The organism is Marinobacter bohaiensis (assembly GCF_003258515.1).
Taxonomy (GTDB): domain Bacteria; phylum Pseudomonadota; class Gammaproteobacteria; order Pseudomonadales; family Oleiphilaceae; genus Marinobacter_A; species Marinobacter_A bohaiensis.
This window is the reverse complement of record NZ_QGEH01000006.1, coordinates 89,057-103,334: the sequence shown is the minus strand read 5'-3', so window position 1 is coordinate 103,334 and position 14,278 is coordinate 89,057. Positions and strand designations below refer to the sequence as shown.

At 65.6% G+C, this 14,278-nt stretch carries 13 protein-coding genes and 1 riboswitch; of the genes, 5 read left to right on the top strand and 8 right to left on the bottom strand.

Annotation, left to right across the window (positions count from 1 at the left end; genetic code table 11):
• Positions 1 to 3: 3 nt before the first annotated feature.
• From DKK67_RS19735 to DKK67_RS19725, 3 genes are all read right to left on the bottom strand, one after another.
• A complete protein-coding gene (locus tag DKK67_RS19735; RefSeq protein ID WP_111498250.1) occupies positions 4 to 1,125 on the bottom strand; it encodes a glycosyltransferase family 4 protein in 1,122 nt (373 codons plus the stop codon).
• A 107-nt stretch (positions 1,126 to 1,232) separates the two neighbouring features.
• Positions 1,233 to 2,138 carry a lysophospholipid acyltransferase family protein gene (locus tag DKK67_RS19730; protein WP_111498249.1) on the bottom strand — a complete coding sequence of 302 codons (906 nt, stop codon included), beginning with the start codon at positions 2,136 to 2,138 and terminating at the stop codon, positions 1,233 to 1,235.
• A gap of 74 nt (positions 2,139 to 2,212) precedes the next feature.
• On the bottom strand, positions 2,213 to 2,878 hold the full coding sequence (locus DKK67_RS19725) for a YrbL family protein (RefSeq protein WP_111498248.1): 666 nt from the start codon (positions 2,876 to 2,878) through the stop codon (positions 2,213 to 2,215).
• Between the two features lie 72 nt (positions 2,879 to 2,950).
• Between DKK67_RS19725 and DKK67_RS19720 the strand changes: the two genes are divergently transcribed.
• Positions 2,951 to 3,625 (top strand): SGNH/GDSL hydrolase family protein, encoded by a 675-nt coding sequence (locus tag DKK67_RS19720; RefSeq protein WP_111498247.1) that lies wholly within the window; start codon positions 2,951 to 2,953, stop codon positions 3,623 to 3,625.
• Here DKK67_RS19720 and DKK67_RS19715 read toward each other — a convergent pair.
• Genes DKK67_RS19715 through lpxL form a run of 4 tightly spaced genes read right to left on the bottom strand, consistent with a single transcriptional unit; the run spans position 3,588 to position 7,699 of the window.
• Positions 3,588 to 4,661: a glycosyltransferase gene (locus DKK67_RS19715; RefSeq protein WP_111498246.1), complete on the bottom strand. Its 1,074-nt coding sequence runs from the start codon at positions 4,659 to 4,661 to the stop codon at positions 3,588 to 3,590. The genes DKK67_RS19720 and DKK67_RS19715 overlap by 38 nt on opposite strands.
• A complete protein-coding gene (locus DKK67_RS19710) occupies positions 4,658 to 5,776 on the bottom strand; it encodes a glycosyltransferase family 4 protein (RefSeq protein WP_111498245.1) in 1,119 nt (372 codons plus the stop codon). The genes DKK67_RS19715 and DKK67_RS19710 overlap by 4 nt, the downstream gene beginning before the upstream one ends.
• A 16-nt stretch (positions 5,777 to 5,792) precedes the next feature.
• Positions 5,793 to 6,725: an ELM1/GtrOC1 family putative glycosyltransferase gene (locus DKK67_RS19705; RefSeq protein ID WP_111498244.1), complete on the bottom strand. Its 933-nt coding sequence runs from the start codon at positions 6,723 to 6,725 to the stop codon at positions 5,793 to 5,795.
• The gene (gene lpxL / locus DKK67_RS19700; protein ID WP_228160716.1) at positions 6,722 to 7,699 is read right to left on the bottom strand and encodes an LpxL/LpxP family Kdo(2)-lipid IV(A) lauroyl/palmitoleoyl acyltransferase; all 978 of its coding nucleotides are present in this window, start codon (positions 7,697 to 7,699) and stop codon (positions 6,722 to 6,724) included. The genes DKK67_RS19705 and lpxL overlap by 4 nt, the downstream gene beginning before the upstream one ends.
• Before the next feature lie 196 nt (positions 7,700 to 7,895).
• Between lpxL and waaA the strand changes: the two genes are divergently transcribed.
• A complete protein-coding gene (waaA, locus tag DKK67_RS19695; RefSeq protein WP_111498242.1) occupies positions 7,896 to 9,155 on the top strand; it encodes a lipid IV(A) 3-deoxy-D-manno-octulosonic acid transferase in 1,260 nt (419 codons plus the stop codon).
• Between the two features lie 25 nt (positions 9,156 to 9,180).
• Here the strand turns inward: waaA and DKK67_RS19690 are convergent, their stop codons facing one another.
• The gene (locus DKK67_RS19690) at positions 9,181 to 10,563 is read right to left on the bottom strand and encodes a TolC family outer membrane protein (protein WP_111498241.1); all 1,383 of its coding nucleotides are present in this window, start codon (positions 10,561 to 10,563) and stop codon (positions 9,181 to 9,183) included.
• Between the two features lie 199 nt (positions 10,564 to 10,762).
• Positions 10,763 to 10,865, top strand: a riboswitch (TPP riboswitch).
• Between the two features lie 188 nt (positions 10,866 to 11,053).
• Between DKK67_RS19690 and thiC the strand changes: the two genes are divergently transcribed.
• The 3 genes from thiC to DKK67_RS19675 all read left to right on the top strand — a co-directional run bounded on the left by thiC (position 11,054) and on the right by DKK67_RS19675 (position 14,138).
• Positions 11,054 to 12,916: a phosphomethylpyrimidine synthase ThiC gene (gene thiC / locus DKK67_RS19685; RefSeq protein ID WP_162628892.1), complete on the top strand. Its 1,863-nt coding sequence runs from the start codon at positions 11,054 to 11,056 to the stop codon at positions 12,914 to 12,916.
• Positions 12,917 to 13,020: 104 nt separating this feature from the next.
• Positions 13,021 to 13,650, top strand: a complete 630-nt coding sequence (gene nudF, locus DKK67_RS19680; protein WP_111498239.1) for an ADP-ribose diphosphatase — start codon at positions 13,021 to 13,023, stop codon at positions 13,648 to 13,650.
• On the top strand, positions 13,650 to 14,138 hold the full coding sequence (locus DKK67_RS19675) for a DUF1249 domain-containing protein (protein WP_111498238.1): 489 nt from the start codon (positions 13,650 to 13,652) through the stop codon (positions 14,136 to 14,138). The genes nudF and DKK67_RS19675 overlap by 1 nt, the downstream gene beginning before the upstream one ends.
• Positions 14,139 to 14,278: the final 140 nt, after the last annotated feature.

Here is a 14,278-nt window from a genome sequence, read left to right as displayed (position 1 = left end):
GTTTCAGGCGGGGTGTCGCCGCCGACTGGAACGTGCCAGACGCGCGGCGCCGGGCCGACCGGCCTGGTGCAGAGGCTGGCAGGCCTCCAGGGTGCGCTCGACGGTGCGTTCGTGGGAGAACAGACGGGCCAGTTGGCGTTGCCCTTCCAGACCCAGGCGTCGGCGTTGGACGGAGTCGCCATGCAGGGTCTGCAGGGTGCGGGCCAGGGCGTCCGGATCGGCGGGCGGGATCAAGGCGCCGCAACGTTGATCGCTGATCAGGTCGCGGTTGCCCAGGATGTCGGTGGCGATGACCGGCACCGCCACGGCCATGGCTTCCTTGATGGCCCGGGGCAGACCTTCCCGCAGCGACGGCTGGATGTAGATATCGGCCCGGTGCAGCCATTGGGCGGCTTCGTGCTGACGGCCGGCCAGGGTGATGGCGCCGGCCGCCGGGCCCTGGGCGACCCACTCCGGGGCTTGCGGGTCATGATCCCCGAGGACGACCAGGTGGGCCCCGGGCAGATTGGCGCGGTGGAAGCCTTCAATCAGCGATTGCAGCCCCTTGTAGGGGCGCCCGGCGGTGTTGCCGATGAACATGCAGACGCAGGTGTTGTCGGGCAGGTTAGCCAGGACCGGATGGCTGGGTGCGGACGCCTCCGGTAGCCACGCCGGGTCGAAACCCTTGGGGTTAAGCACCAGTTTGCGACGCGGAACGAAGCGGCTCATGTAGTCGTAGACACTGCTGCTGACGCAGAAAATACGGGCCACCCGCGGGTTGAGAATACCCAGCCAGAAGGTGGGGTCGAGTTGGCGGATGCGCGACAGGGTGCCCCGATAGCCCACCACGTGCACGCCGCTGAACAGTGTGGCCCAGAGCGCATTGGCCAGCGACGACGAATCGATGGCGTAGATCAGGGAGATGCGGTCCTCGCGGATAACGCGGCGCATCTGGCGAATCAGGGCGGGGCGCAGTTTGCCCTTGATGGCCGCCATTTCCTCGAACAGCCCGCGGCGCTCCAGTTCCTCTCGTCCCTGAGTGGTCCGCGCCGCCAGTACCCGCACGCACAGCCCCCGGTCATGGAGACTGAGTGCCAGGGCCAGCTCGGACTGGTCCAGGTGGGGTTTGCAGATGAGAATGCGCATGCGGGCCGCTCGATCGGGGATTTGACCCGATTCTGGCCGAACCGTGTGACGCGGCGGTTAAGGTCGCATGACGATTGTTTTGCGAAGCGATCGATTGGCGGGGCGAATTACTTGCAGAGCTTGCCCGGATGGTACGGGTTCGGCAGCCCGGTGGGGCGATGGCGGAAGCGTTTGTATTCCCACTGGTACTGGTCCGGGATACGCCGTACGGAGCGTTCCACCGAGGCGTTCAGGGCGGTTGCCGCGATGACCGGGTCGTTCTCCGCCATACCCGGTTCGCATTCGCGGATCACGATCCTGTAGCCCGCCGCATCCGGCAGCCGCTCGGCGTAGGTGATCAGCACGGCGGCGCCGGATTTCTGCAGCAGCTTGGCGGCCAGGGTCATGGTGCGCACATCCATACCGAAGAAGGGCGCGTAGGCATTGCCTTTGCCGCGCGGGCTCTGGTCCGGGAGGATGCCGGCCACGCCGCCTTCGCGCAGCAGGGTGATCAGGCGCGCCAGCCCGCGGCGGTCGCCGCGTACCAGCTCCGAGCCCAGCCGGCCGCGCACGCGGATCATGTAGTCCTCGAACTCCGGCATGTGAGGCGGGCTGTACAGCGCGGCCATCTTGTAGCGCGAGGAGAAATAGAGCCCGGCCAGCTCCCAGTTGCCCAGGTGCGGCGCCAGCAGAATCAGGCCCTGGTTCGGGTCACGGCGGCTGAGTAGTTCTTCGCCGTCAATCTCTTTAATCAGGTCCAGGCAGCGTTCCACCGGCCATTCCCACATCAGCGGGATTTCCATGAAGGTGCGGCCGGTCTGCTTCATGCTGGCCCGGGCCAGGTCGCGACGTTGATCTTCGGGCATGTCCGGGAAGCCAATGCCCAGGTTGATCTCCGTCACCCGCCGGGATTCGCTGCGGCACCACCAGCCCAGCAGGCCCAGGCCGGTGCCCAGAGCCTGGGCGACACGCAACGGCAGCTTGCCGGCGAGCTTCAGCAATGTGGTCAGGATCGAGATTTTCGACAGGGCCATGTGCCTTGCTTCCTGGGTGGGTACGGACAGGGCTGGAAACTACATGATCCGTGCGTTGAGTGCCAGTATCCGGCTCACGGTGAGCGGCGGATGCGCGAAGCATCCTCCCAGGAGCCGGAGCGACCACCGGCCTCCCAGGCAATGCGCTGATGGAAGCGGGTGATCTTGCGGTCGATGTAGCGATCCCGGTAGGCGGGGAGTCGCGACAGCGCGTCGGGTACTGACGGCGCGCCCAGGCCGTCCACCAGGAACAGCTCCGGCTGGTCGTCGCGGGTGACCACGACCAGGTTGTGAGGCAGCAGGTTACGGGTCAGCACGCCGGTCTCGCGCAGCCAGTCGCAGAAGCGGGCCACGGCGCCGTCGATGGCGGCGGTCTGTCCCCGCTCCTTGAGATACTGCTCCAGGGTCGGGCCGGGGCGGCCGTCTGTCTCGAGAATCAGGTCGCTGACGTTCGCCTCGCCCAAGGAAGTGACGACGCTCGGGTACAGTTTCGGCAGATGGCGCCAGGCTTCGTCTCCGGCGTGCTTCAGGGCGGGTTGCTGGTAGGCCCGCCATTCCTGTCTATTATCATTGATGCGTTGCTTGCCCAGCAGCTTCTTGTACCAGGCTTGCCGGGCGTAGCGGGCGTCGATGTTTTCCGGGCGCAAGACCTTCAGGCAGCGTCGCGGGTCGTCCGGGTGGACGTAGCAGTATCGGTTGAAGCCCGCGGCGAAAGGGGCGTGCTGGCTCAGGTCAATCATTCGGGCGCATCCAGTCAGTGTGCCGCCAATGTACCATGATGGCAGAGGCCTTCGGGCCCGGGAGTTGATCCGATGTCAGGCGCTGGCTGCGTGGCCTACGGCGACTGCAACACCGAAGGTGTCGACGGCTATGCCGGCGCGCTCTGGGCCGCGCTGGTAGCGGATGCATGGGGGCTCCGCCTGACCAACTGTGGGCACACGATGAGCACTACCCGGGAACTGCGCCGCTACGCTGAGTTCTTTCCGCCGGCGGACTATTCGCTGGCGCTGATCCAGTACGGCCTGGTGGACGCCTGGCTGACCTTCCGCGGCGCGCCCTACGTGCTTTACTACCCGGACAACCCCTGGCGCAGGTTCCTGCGCAAATGGGTCAAGAAGATCAAGAAACGGGCTCGACGTTTCCGGTTGCACGAGCGGCTGGGATCGGTGGAGCAGGTACCCCTGCCCGAGTACCTGGCGCATATCCGTCAGGTGGTGACGTCCGCGCCGGACACCCTGTTCGTGCTTGTGGCCACGGCGCCCAATCGCGATGAGTCGCGCAATCCGCACATCCGGCGCTATAACGCGGCGCTTGAAACCCTGGCGCGGGAACTGGACAACGCCGTCTATGCCGATGCCTACGAAGCGATCTGGGCGCAGCGGGACCGGACCCTTATGGCGGACGGCACCCACCTCACCGAAGCCGGCCACCGCTTGCTGGCGGACCGGGTTATCCGCGCTCTGCGTCAGCGCCAGCAGGCGGCGTGAGGGCCTTGAGGCGTTCGTAGAAGGCCAGGGTACGCTGCACCATGCCATCCAGCGTCAACTCGCGTTCGGCCTTGGCGAAGGCTTCTTGTTGCTGGTCTCGTAGCGCGTCCGGATCGGCCAGCGCGCGGCGCAGCAGCGTGGCGAGCGCCTCGGCGTCGTGTCCCGCCGCCAGTGCCGACTCCGGCAGGAAAGCAGCCACGCCGCTGACCGGCGTGGACAGCACCGGGCAGCCCTGCAGCAGCGCTTCGATCAGAATGTAGGGAAACCCCTCGCGCTCGGAGCTGATGATGCAGGCGTCGGCCCGGGCCAGCCAGGGGGCGATGTTGGCCTCGTAACCGGGCAGGGCGATGCGGGCTTGCTGGCCGGTGTCTTCAATCTGCCGGGCCAGGGCCTCGCGCTGGCCACCTTCCCCGAGGATGACCAACTGGCCGGCGTCATCCGGCAGCCGGGCCCAGGCATTGATCAACGAGTGGAAGCCCTTCACCGGCTCCAGGCGCCCGGCGGCAACGGTCAGCGGGTGTCGTGCCGGAACCGGCCAGGTGGTGCGGGTGTCGGGGCCGGCTGGCGCTGCGCCGTTGTAGATCACGGTGGCGTTGGGATGGTCGAGACGGGCGGCGAGCTCGTCGCTGACGGCGATGACGCCGTCCATCTTGGCGAAGGCGCGATGGGAGGATTTGGTGCCGTGCAGCGTGCCGACGTATGTGCACTGGGCCGCATCGCGACGGCGCTTGACGTTGCCCAGCAGTTGCGCGGCCTTGTTGCCCTGGGCGTGAACAATGTCCGGGCGAATGCGCCGCAGCAGGCGCCGGATACGCAGACCCAGCCAGGGGTGGCGGCGGCTGAAATGGACCGGGATCGGGTGGACGTGGGCCATCTCCTGGAAGCGTTCGGAATAGTCCGGTGCCGCCAGGATATGGATCTCGTGCCCCGCCTGGGCCAGGCCCCGCGCCAGTTCCAGGGTGTGTTTCTCCATGCCGCCCCAGGTGGTTCCGGGGGTGGCGAGTATGAGAGCGATCCGCCGCGTCGGGCCCGTCACGCGGCCGACTTCCCGTGTCTGGCCAGCAGTTGGCGATAGACCACCAGGGTCGCCTCGGTCTGGGCTTCCAGGCGGAAGCGCTCGGGGATCTGGATGGCCGGCTCCGCTTTGCCCAGCAGTGCCTGGATCTTGTGCACGAAGGCGGTGGTGTCGTCCGGCGGCACCAGGCCGTCGGGAAAACAGGCCTGCAGGGTTTCTGCGGCTCCCCCGCGCTCGTAGGCGACCACCGGCGTGCCGGACGCCAGGGCTTCGGTCAGGGTGCGGCCGAAGGGTTCGGGCTTGGTGGACAGGTGGCACACCAGGTCGGCAAACAGGTAGAGCTCGTGCATGTCGCTGCGCTGCCCCAGGAAGGTGACGTGCTGTTCCAGCTTCAGGTCGCGCACGCGCTGTTCCAGTTCCCGCATGAAGTGCACCTTGCCGCCTTCCAGTCCGCCGGCGATAACGCCGTGGATACGGTCGTCGTCGCGCACCAGGCGGGCGACGATGTCGAGGAACGTGAGCTGGCCTTTCCAGCGGGACAGCCGACCGGGCATGAGCAGGATCCGGCGGTCATCCAGCTGAGGATAATCTGCCAGCAACGCGCGACGCCAATCCGGGTCCAGCGGGGCCTCGCGGAAGGTCCGGGTATCCACACCGCGCTGGATCACGGTGACGTCGTCGGGCTTGACCGGGTAGCTGTCCAGAATGTACTGGCGCACGCAGTCGGACACGGCGATCAGGTGCTCGGCCTTGCTCATGATGGCGCTGTAGCGGTTCACCGAGTACATGCCGTGGAAGGTGCTGACCAGGGCCGGACGTTGCTCCGGTGGCAGCTTGTTCCAGGCCAGGTAGACAATCCACGCCGGCAGGCGCGAGCGCACGTGAATGACGTCCGGCTGCAGTTCCCGGATCAGACGGCGCACCGGTCGCACCTGCTTCAGCGACGCCAGCGACTTGCGGTGCACCGGGCGGGTGATGTGATGCGAACCGCGCGCTTCGAGCGCCTGCACCATGGGCCCGCCGGACGACAGCACGTAGGACTCGTGGCCGCGCTTGACCAGCTCGCTGGCCAGTTCCACGGTGCCACGTTCGACGCCGCCGCTGGTCAGGGCCGGCAGAACCTGGAGGATTCTCATGTCCCGCCTCCCAGCATCATGGTCGGGCTCCGTCCGCTTGCGACAACAGCCAGCGGGCGGCGCGGTCGGCCTCCCAGAGGGGCTCAGGCTGCGCTGCGCCCTCGGTCATGATGGACGGGGCCTGCGCAAAGGGCGCAACGCGATGCTCGTCCAGTAATTGCGTCACGCCGTGCGCCACGCGACTGCCGTCGCGGGGGCTGAGATCGAACACCCCGGTGGGAATGCCGGCCGTGAGGGATTCGTAGACCATGGACACGCTGTCCGGCGTGATCCAGCAGGCACGGCTGTCCGCCAGCGCATGGCTCAGCCAAAGGCTGTGGGTGTCGCGATGATCCCTGAAGGTGAAGTGCGCCCCGGCTCGGCTCCTGAGTGCCACGATAACCTCCTCCGGTGTACGGCGGCTGGATGAGACGGTCCAGTGCCACTGAGGATAGCCTGTGCGAAGTCGGTCCACCTGGTCCAGTATCGAGTCCGCATTCCAAGCGAAATGTTTGGACGGCCCGCCGATCAGCATCAGGCCGTGACGCTTCTGCGACAGTCGTGCCATGGGCGTCATGGTGTTGAGGGCTCCGACGGTGACCAGCGTACGGCCGTCGGCCTGCGGCCGATCGTGGGCCGGGATGATGGCGTAATCCACCCAGCGTCGCGGGAAACCCGGGCGCATCAGCACCACCGTGCGAGCCCGCCGACGCAGGGACAGCAGCAGCCGATGGGTGCCGCTGCCGGCGGCAACGATCCAGTCGGGACTTTCCAGCGCTGGATCTGGCATGATCGGCGCCCGCCCCAGCCAGGCCCGCCAGCGGCTGACTCTTATGGCGCTGGCGTCGATCCAGTAAACGCGCGCGCCGGCCAGGGCCTGCAACCGGTTGGTCAGGCCCCGCAACTGGCTCTGGTGACCGGGGCGGTCGTCGTGCAGGCACCAGACGATCGGCGGCGCGCGTTCACTCATGATCGCTTCTTGCGCTTTTTGCGTTTGCGGTAGAACCCCGGATCGTCCCGCGATGGCCGCGTCTTGAAGCGGCGGTGCATCCACAGGTACTGGTCCGGGTGCCTGCGGATCTCACGCTCGATGGTCTGGTTGATGCGTGTGGCATCGGCCAGGTCATCCCCGGAGGGAAATTCCTCGAACGGAGCGTGGAAATAGATGTCGTAACCGATGCCATCCTCGCTCCGGAAGTGGCTGAACGGGATCACGGCGCAGTCGCTGCGTTCGACGATGCGGGCGGTGGCGGTGATGCTGGCGGCCGGCACATTGAAAAAGGGCGCGAAGACGATGCCCTTACGGCCGTAATCCTGGTCGGTGGCGTACCAGACGATGCGGTTGGCCTTCAGGCGCCGGAACAGGCCGCGCAGGTCCTTGCTGTCCAGGGCCACGCCGTAGCGCCGTTCCCGGGCCCGGGTCATGATGGCGTTCATCAGCGGGTTGTTGTGATCGCGCTGCATCACGTCCGCCTCAATGAACATGCACACCAGGCTGCCACCCAGGTCCAGCGTGCTGTAATGCCCGCCCAGCAGCAGGATGCCCTTGCCCCGGGCGAGGGCGGCATCGACGTGTTCCAGGCCATGCACGCGGGTGATGGGGCGCAGGTCTTCCGGGTTGCGGAACCAGGCCAGGCCGATTTCCATGACACCAATGCCGTTGGAGTGGAACGACTTGCGGACCAGGGCCTCGCGCTCGGCGGCGCCCAGCTCGGGGAAGCACAGGTCGATGTTGGTGCGGGTGATGTGGCGGCGGCTGGACAGGGTGCGGTAGGCCAGCTCGCCGATCAGTTTGCCGATCGCCCACTGCAGTCGCATGGGCAGTCGCGACAGCAGCCAGATCAGCCCAATGGACAGCCAGGTGGGCCACCAGCGTGGATGCCGGTAATGGGACAGGTCCGTGTCGCGGACGCGTTTGCGTTTCCTGGTTTTCGTCGAACTCACATCGGCTCCGGTCGATTCAGTCATCGGCGAAAGTTTATCAGCAAATCCGGCATTTAGCCGGGCAACGTCTTGATAACGGCGGCGCACGGGTGGTCTATGCTGTTGCTGTCACTCCGGAGACGGGGTGTGGAGGGGCGTAATGTGCGGCACGATTCGTTAGAATCGCCGCCAATCCTGATTCCGGCCTGGAGTTCCGATGCTTCGTTTTGTCTATTCCGTGACCTTTCGTCTGATCCTGCCGTTTGTGCTGATACGCCTGTGGTGGTTTGGCAGACGGTCCCCGGACGCATTGAAGCACTGGCAGGACCGGATCGGCCTGATTCCGTCGGTCGAGGGTCCGGTCATCTGGGTGCACGCGGTCTCCGTGGGGGAAACCATCGCCGCGGCGCCGCTGATCAAAACCCTGCTGGCGCGCCGCCCGGATGTCACCGTGCTGATGAGCGCGATGACGGCCACCGGTCGGGCGCGGGCGCAGGCACTGTTCGGGGACAAGGTGCGTTACGCCTACTCCCCCTACGATACGCCCGGTTCGGTGCGCCGCTTCCTGAGGCGTGCCCGGCCCGAGGCACTGGTGATCATGGAAACCGAGCTGTGGCCCAACATGATCTATGAAACCGCCGCGGCGCAGACGCCCATCTTCCTCGTCAACGCGCGCATGTCTGAACGCTCCGCCCGGGGCTACAAGCGCTTTGGCCATGCCAGCCGCCGCCTGTTGCAGCAGATTAACTGGATCGCCGCCCAGGCCAGCAGTGATGCCCGCCGTTTTGTGGATATCGGTGCTGAAGAGGATGGCGTATCGGTGACCGGCAGCATCAAGTTCGACGTGCGCGTTACCGAGGCCCTGCGCGAGCAGGCGGCGGCCCTGCGCGAGGCCCTGGGGCGGGAGCGGCCGGTCTGGATCGCGGCCAGTACCCACGACGGCGAGGATCGCCAGATTCTCGAGGCCCATGCCCGCCTTCGCGAGCGGATGGACGATGCCTTGCTGATCCTGGTGCCGCGCCATCCGGAGCGGTTCGACGATGTGGCGGATCTGGTCGGGCAGCAGGGATTCAATCTCCTGCGCCGTTCATCCGGTACCGTAAACCACGATTGCCAGGTCTACCTGGGCGATTCCATGGGAGAGTTGATGCTGCTCTACGGCGTTGCGGATGTGGCCTTCGTGGGCGGGTCGCTGATCGAGCGGGGCGGGCACAATCCGCTGGAGCCGGCGGCCTGGGGCATGCCGGTGATGACCGGACCGCATGTGTTCAACTTCGACGATATCTACGACCGCCTGGAGCGCGGCGAGGCGCTGGTCCGGGTTGGCGACAGTGGGGAGCTGGCCACGGCGGTGGCCGACTGTTTGCAAAACGAGGCCCGGCGCGAGGCGCTGGGACGCCATGCACTGGCGGTGGTGGACGCCAATCGGGGAGCTCTGGAGAAGGTGGTCAACGGCATCCTCGCCAAGCTCGACTGAACCTGGGGGATGCCGTGGTTTCCGTTTACTGATCCTGCATAGGATCGACGGTCTTGCTCTCGTCGGCAATTGCTTCGATGCCGGGTGCGGAGGCGCTGAGCCAGCGGTTCAGGTCCACCAGGTCCTGCGGGCTCAGGGTGCCGGCGGTCAGCTTCAGGTTCAGGGTGTTCACCACATAGTCGTAACGGGCGTTGGCGTAGTCCCGCAGGGCTTCGTAGTAGTTCCGCTCGGCATCGAGTACTTCCACGATGTTGCGGGTGCCCACCTCGTAGCCGGCCCGGGTCGCATCCAGGGCACTGCGCCGGGACACGATCGTCTGCGCCTGGGAGTTCACCGACTCGATGTTGGTGTTGACCGTGCGGTAGAAGCTGCGGGTGTTGACGCTGACGTCGCGCCGCACGGTGTTCAGGCTCTCCTGGGCGGCCACCACCTGCGCCCGCTGCTGGCGGATGCTGGCTTCGGTGCCGCTACCCTCGTACAGGGGCACATTCAGGTTCAGCGCAATCACACCCTCGGTGTAGGTCCCGTCCTGGGTACCCTGGGTCGGCGACTGCTGGTTGATGCCGTCGTATTCCGTGTTGCCGTAGCTGGCACTCAGGTCCAGGGTCGGGTAGTGGCCGGCCTTGGCCACATCCAGCAGCGAGCGGTTGGACTGCAACTGGTAGGCGGCGGACTGGATGCGCCAGTTCTGTTGCAGGGCGATGTTTTCCCAGGCGGCCGGGTCCATGGGCTGTGGCCGCGACAGAGGGAAGTCCTGTTCCAGGTTCTGCAGGTCTTCGGCGTTCTCGCCGATCAGGCGGCTGAGCTGTTCCCGCGCCACGTCCAGGTCGCCTTCGGCGGCGATGCGCTCGCTCTTGCTGGCGTCGTAGGAGGCGCGTGATTCGTATACCTCGGTGATGGCGATCAGGCCCACCTCGAAACGCTCCTGGGCCTGGTCGTACTGGCGTTCGAAAGCGGCTTCGGCGGCCTTGACCGTGGTCAGGTTGTCTTCCGCCCGCAGCACGTTGAAGTAGGCGGTGGCGACATCCAGGATCAGCTGTTGCTGGGCCAGGCTGTAGTCGGCCCGGGCGCTTTCGCTCTGGAACTCGCTGGCGTCCAGGTTGAACCAGGCGTCCAGACGGAACACCGGCTGGGTCAGCTCCAGGCCGTAGGTGTAGCTCTTGTACGACTCGTCCGTGGCCGGCCCGTCGGTGTCCGTGTGGCTGGCGGTGCCGACGGCGTCCAGTTGGGGCAGGAGGTTGCTGCGGGTGACGTCAACGTTGGCCTGCTGGGCCTCGTAGGTGGCTCGGGCCGAGGCGATGCCAGAATCGTAGGCCAGTGCTTTCTCGTAGGCGTCGATCAGGTCGAGGGCCATCGATGGCTGGGCGACGAACAGGCCTACCAGGCCGGTGAGCAAGGGTTTCTTCATGAATTCTCCTGCCTGCGCGTTTTTTTTGGTGAGCGTCCTGCCTGCCGACCCGGGCGTCGGCCGGATGGGGGAAGAACCCCGGCGCTGGACATTATGGACAATAATACGGCGTATCTCTACACTCCGGATGACCACCGGAGACATATGGGGCGCTCGGCTTGGTTCCGCGTCCCGATCGAATGCCTCCGATGATCCAGTTTGCGTCTTGACGGGGTGCCGGCGTGCCGGCTGAGATTGCCTCAGGCAAAACCCGAGAACCTGATCCGGTTAGTACCGGCGTAGGAATCACAGACACGCTTCTCTATGTAGCGGCTCAGTTGTGGCAGTTGTTCAACGGTCCTGCCCGTTTCGGGCGCCGGGATCGGCCAGACCGCCACCTCGTCATACGCGCTCCGTCCAGAAGGGCATTCCGCCTCGATGGATTTCAGTTCGCCGCCGGCTTCTCCGGCGGGCAACGAAAGAGGACGCTACCATGACGAGTACCAAGCCCATGTTCCTGAGCGAAGCCGCCCGGGTCGACCAGGCCGCGGTGGACCCGCTGCCCAGTTCCCGCAAGATCTATGTCACCGGCAGCCGGCCGGACCTGCGCGTGCCCATGCGCGAGATTCGCCTGAGCGATACCACCACATCGGACGGGCCGCAGCCCAATGCCCCGCTGGTGGTTTATGACACCTCCGGCCCTTATACCGACCCGGCCGCCGACATCGACCTGCGCCGGGGCCTGACGCCGGTGCGTTCGGCCTGGATCGCCGAGCGTGACGACACCGAAGAGCTGCCCGGTTACAGCTCCGACTACACCCGCCGCCGCCTGCGCGATCCGGCGCTGGACACCCTGCGGTTCGACGATCATCGCAAGCCGCGCCGGGCCCGTGCGGGTCGCAACGTCAGCCAGATCCACTACGCGCGCCAGGGCATCGTCACGCCGGAAATGGAGTATGTGGCCATCCGCGAGAACCTGAAGTTGCAGGAGGCGCGGGAGCAGGGTTGGCTGGACGACCAGCACCCCGGCCAGTCCCACGGTGCGGCGATCCCCAGTGAGATCACGCCGGAGTTCGTGCGCGAGGAAATCGCCCGGGGCCGGGCCATCCTGCCGGCCAACATCAACCATCCGGAAGTTGAGCCGATGATCATCGGCCGTAACTTCCTGGTGAAGATCAACGGCAATATCGGCAACTCGGCGGTCAGCTCGTCCATCGAGGAAGAGGTGGAGAAGCTGACCTGGGGCATTCGCTGGGGCTCGGACACGGTGATGGATCTGTCCACCGGCAAGAACATCCACGAAACCCGCGAGTGGATCATCCGCAACTCGCCGGTACCGATTGGCACGGTGCCCATCTATCAGGCCCTGGAAAAGGTCAACGGTGTGGCCGAGGACCTGACCTGGGAGATCTTCCGCGACACCCTGATCGAACAGGCCGAGCAGGGCGTGGATTACTTCACCATCCATGCCGGCGTGCGTTTGCACCACGTGCCGCTGACCGCCAAACGCGTCACCGGCATCGTCTCCCGCGGTGGCTCGATCATGGCCAAGTGGTGTCTGGCCCATCACCGCGAAAGCTTCCTCTACGAGCACTTCGAGGACATCTGCGAGATCATGAAGGCGTACGACGTGTCCTTCAGCCTCGGCGACGGCCTGCGCCCGGGCAGCATCGCCGATGCCAACGATGCCGCCCAGTTCGGCGAGCTGGAAACCCTGGGTGAGCTGACCAAGATCGCCTGGAAACACGATGTCCAGTGCATGATCGAGGGGCCGGGCCACGTGCCCATGCACCTGGTCAAGGAAAACATGGACAAGCAGCTGGACTGCTGCGACGAGGCGCCGTTCTACACCCTCGGGCCGCTGGTTACCGACATTGCGCCGGGCTACGACCACATCACTTCAGGCATCGGCGCGGCGATGATCGGCTGGTACGGCTGCGCGATGCTCTGTTACGTCACGCCCAAGGAGCACCTGGGACTGCCCAACAAAGACGACGTCAAGACCGGGATCATCACCTACAAGATCGCGGCCCACGCCGCCGATCTGGCCAAGGGGCATCCCGGCGCCCAGTTGCGGGACGACGCTTTGTCGCGGGCGCGCTTCGAGTTCCGCTGGGAGGACCAGTTCAACCTGGGCCTGGACCCGGATACCGCGCGCGCCTACCACGACGAGACCCTGCCCAAGGATTCGGCCAAGGTGGCGCATTTCTGTTCCATGTGCGGGCCCAAGTTCTGCTCCATGAAAATTACCCAGGAAGTTCGGGATTACGCCAGTGAGCAGGGGCTGGAAACCCGTGACGCGATCGATCGCGGCCTGCGCGAGAAGTCCTCCGAGTTCAAGGACGGCGGCGCCCGGCTTTACGATCGGGTGTAGCCCCGGGCGACATCGCTGACCTGACCTGTCGACAGGGGCGGGGCTTGAAATATCGGCCTCGCGCCCTCTATTGTTCTGCTTCACTCCCGCAAACAGGCAGGCTCATGTCCGAGACGACCCGCAAACCCTTCCAGTTCTCCCAGGATGACGTTCGCATCGACAAGCGCGAGACCGTCTTCCAGGGCTTTTTCCGCATGGAGCGGCTGCACCTGAGCCACGCAATGTTCGCCGGCGGTCAGACCGGGGCGTTCGAGCGTGAGCTGTTTCTGCGCGGCGATGCCACCTGCGTGCTGCCGTATGACCCGGTGCGCGACGAGGTCGTGCTGCTGGAGCAGTTCCGGCCCGGGGCTCTGTGGCGCGATCAGTCGCCGTGGCTGCTGGAACTGGTGGCTGGTATGAATGAGCCGGGGGAAACGCCGGAGGATGTGGCCCACCGCGAGGCGGATGAGGAAGCCGGTCTGACCTTCCGGCGTCTGGAGAAAATCTGCCAGTATCTGGTGTCACCGGGTGGGACGACCGAGATGGTGTCACTGTACTGCGGACACGTCAGTACCGAGGGCGCCGGCGGCCTGTACGGGCTCGCCGAAGAGAACGAAGATATTCGCGCACATGTAATGGCGGCGGAGGATGCTTTGCGTATGATAGCGGATGGACGGATCAATAACGCCGCCGCGATCATCGCGCTGCAATGGCTGGCCATGCAGCGCAACCGACTGAAGGAAGAGTGGAGCTGATGGCTCAGGACACCGGCACGACATTACAGCGCAAGAAGGCCTATGTGCCGGACCTCCGGCGTTTCGGGGCGCTTTGCGAGGCCAACTACGGCCGCATCCGGCGCCTGCGCCTGTTGGCGGAGGAGCATCCGGACGTGGCGGAATTCGAGTTGCGCGACGGCGATGCCTATTTCGGACGTGTGCGTATCGAGCAGCTGCAGCAGTCGCGCTTTACCGAGACCCTGCTGCTGGAGCAAATCCACAACGCCGGCCGCTGGCTCAACAACCCGCACCTGACGGTCCGGGTCTACCACGACGCCGGACTGGCGGAAGTGATCAGCTGCTACCGCTACAACCGGATCGAGGCGATCAACGACTACCCCAACCGGTTCATGCATCACCCGGACGAGAAAACCCAGGTCAATGCCTTCCTGGCGGACTGGCTGGCGTTCTGCCTGCGTTTCGGGCACGTCCCCGCCGGGCGCATTGCCTGGCCGGTCGCCGACTGATAGCGCCATTCACGTCAGGGCGTTGATCTCCCGTCGAATGTGACAGGTTTTCAGGAAAATCCGCGGTGGATCGGTTACTGTATACACAATCGAAATTGTGTACCGTTATGGATCAGATCCGTCCTGGAGTTGCGGCCCTG

Bases quoted from the DNA above. Each gene is read 5' to 3' on its own strand.
- DKK67_RS19705 (WP_111498244.1), bottom strand. From the start codon at position 6,725: ATGAGTGAACGCGCGCCGCCGATCGTCTGGTGCCTGCACGACGACCGC.
- waaA (WP_111498242.1), top strand. From the start codon at position 7,896: ATGCTTCGTTTTGTCTATTCCGTGACCTTTCGTCTGATCCTGCCGTTT.
- DKK67_RS19735 (WP_111498250.1), bottom strand. From the start codon at position 1,125: ATGCGCATTCTCATCTGCAAACCCCACCTGGACCAGTCCGAGCTGGCC.
- DKK67_RS19710 (WP_111498245.1), bottom strand. From the start codon at position 5,776: ATGAGAATCCTCCAGGTTCTGCCGGCCCTGACCAGCGGCGGCGTCGAA.
- DKK67_RS19730 (WP_111498249.1), bottom strand. From the start codon at position 2,138: ATGGCCCTGTCGAAAATCTCGATCCTGACCACATTGCTGAAGCTCGCC.
- DKK67_RS19675 (WP_111498238.1), top strand. From the start codon at position 13,650: ATGGCTCAGGACACCGGCACGACATTACAGCGCAAGAAGGCCTATGTG.
- nudF (WP_111498239.1), top strand. From the start codon at position 13,021: ATGTCCGAGACGACCCGCAAACCCTTCCAGTTCTCCCAGGATGACGTT.
- thiC (WP_162628892.1), top strand. From the start codon at position 11,054: ATGTTCCTGAGCGAAGCCGCCCGGGTCGACCAGGCCGCGGTGGACCCG.
- DKK67_RS19690 (WP_111498241.1), bottom strand. From the start codon at position 10,563: ATGAAGAAACCCTTGCTCACCGGCCTGGTAGGCCTGTTCGTCGCCCAG.
- DKK67_RS19720 (WP_111498247.1), top strand. From the start codon at position 2,951: ATGTCAGGCGCTGGCTGCGTGGCCTACGGCGACTGCAACACCGAAGGT.
- DKK67_RS19725 (WP_111498248.1), bottom strand. From the start codon at position 2,878: ATGATTGACCTGAGCCAGCACGCCCCTTTCGCCGCGGGCTTCAACCGA.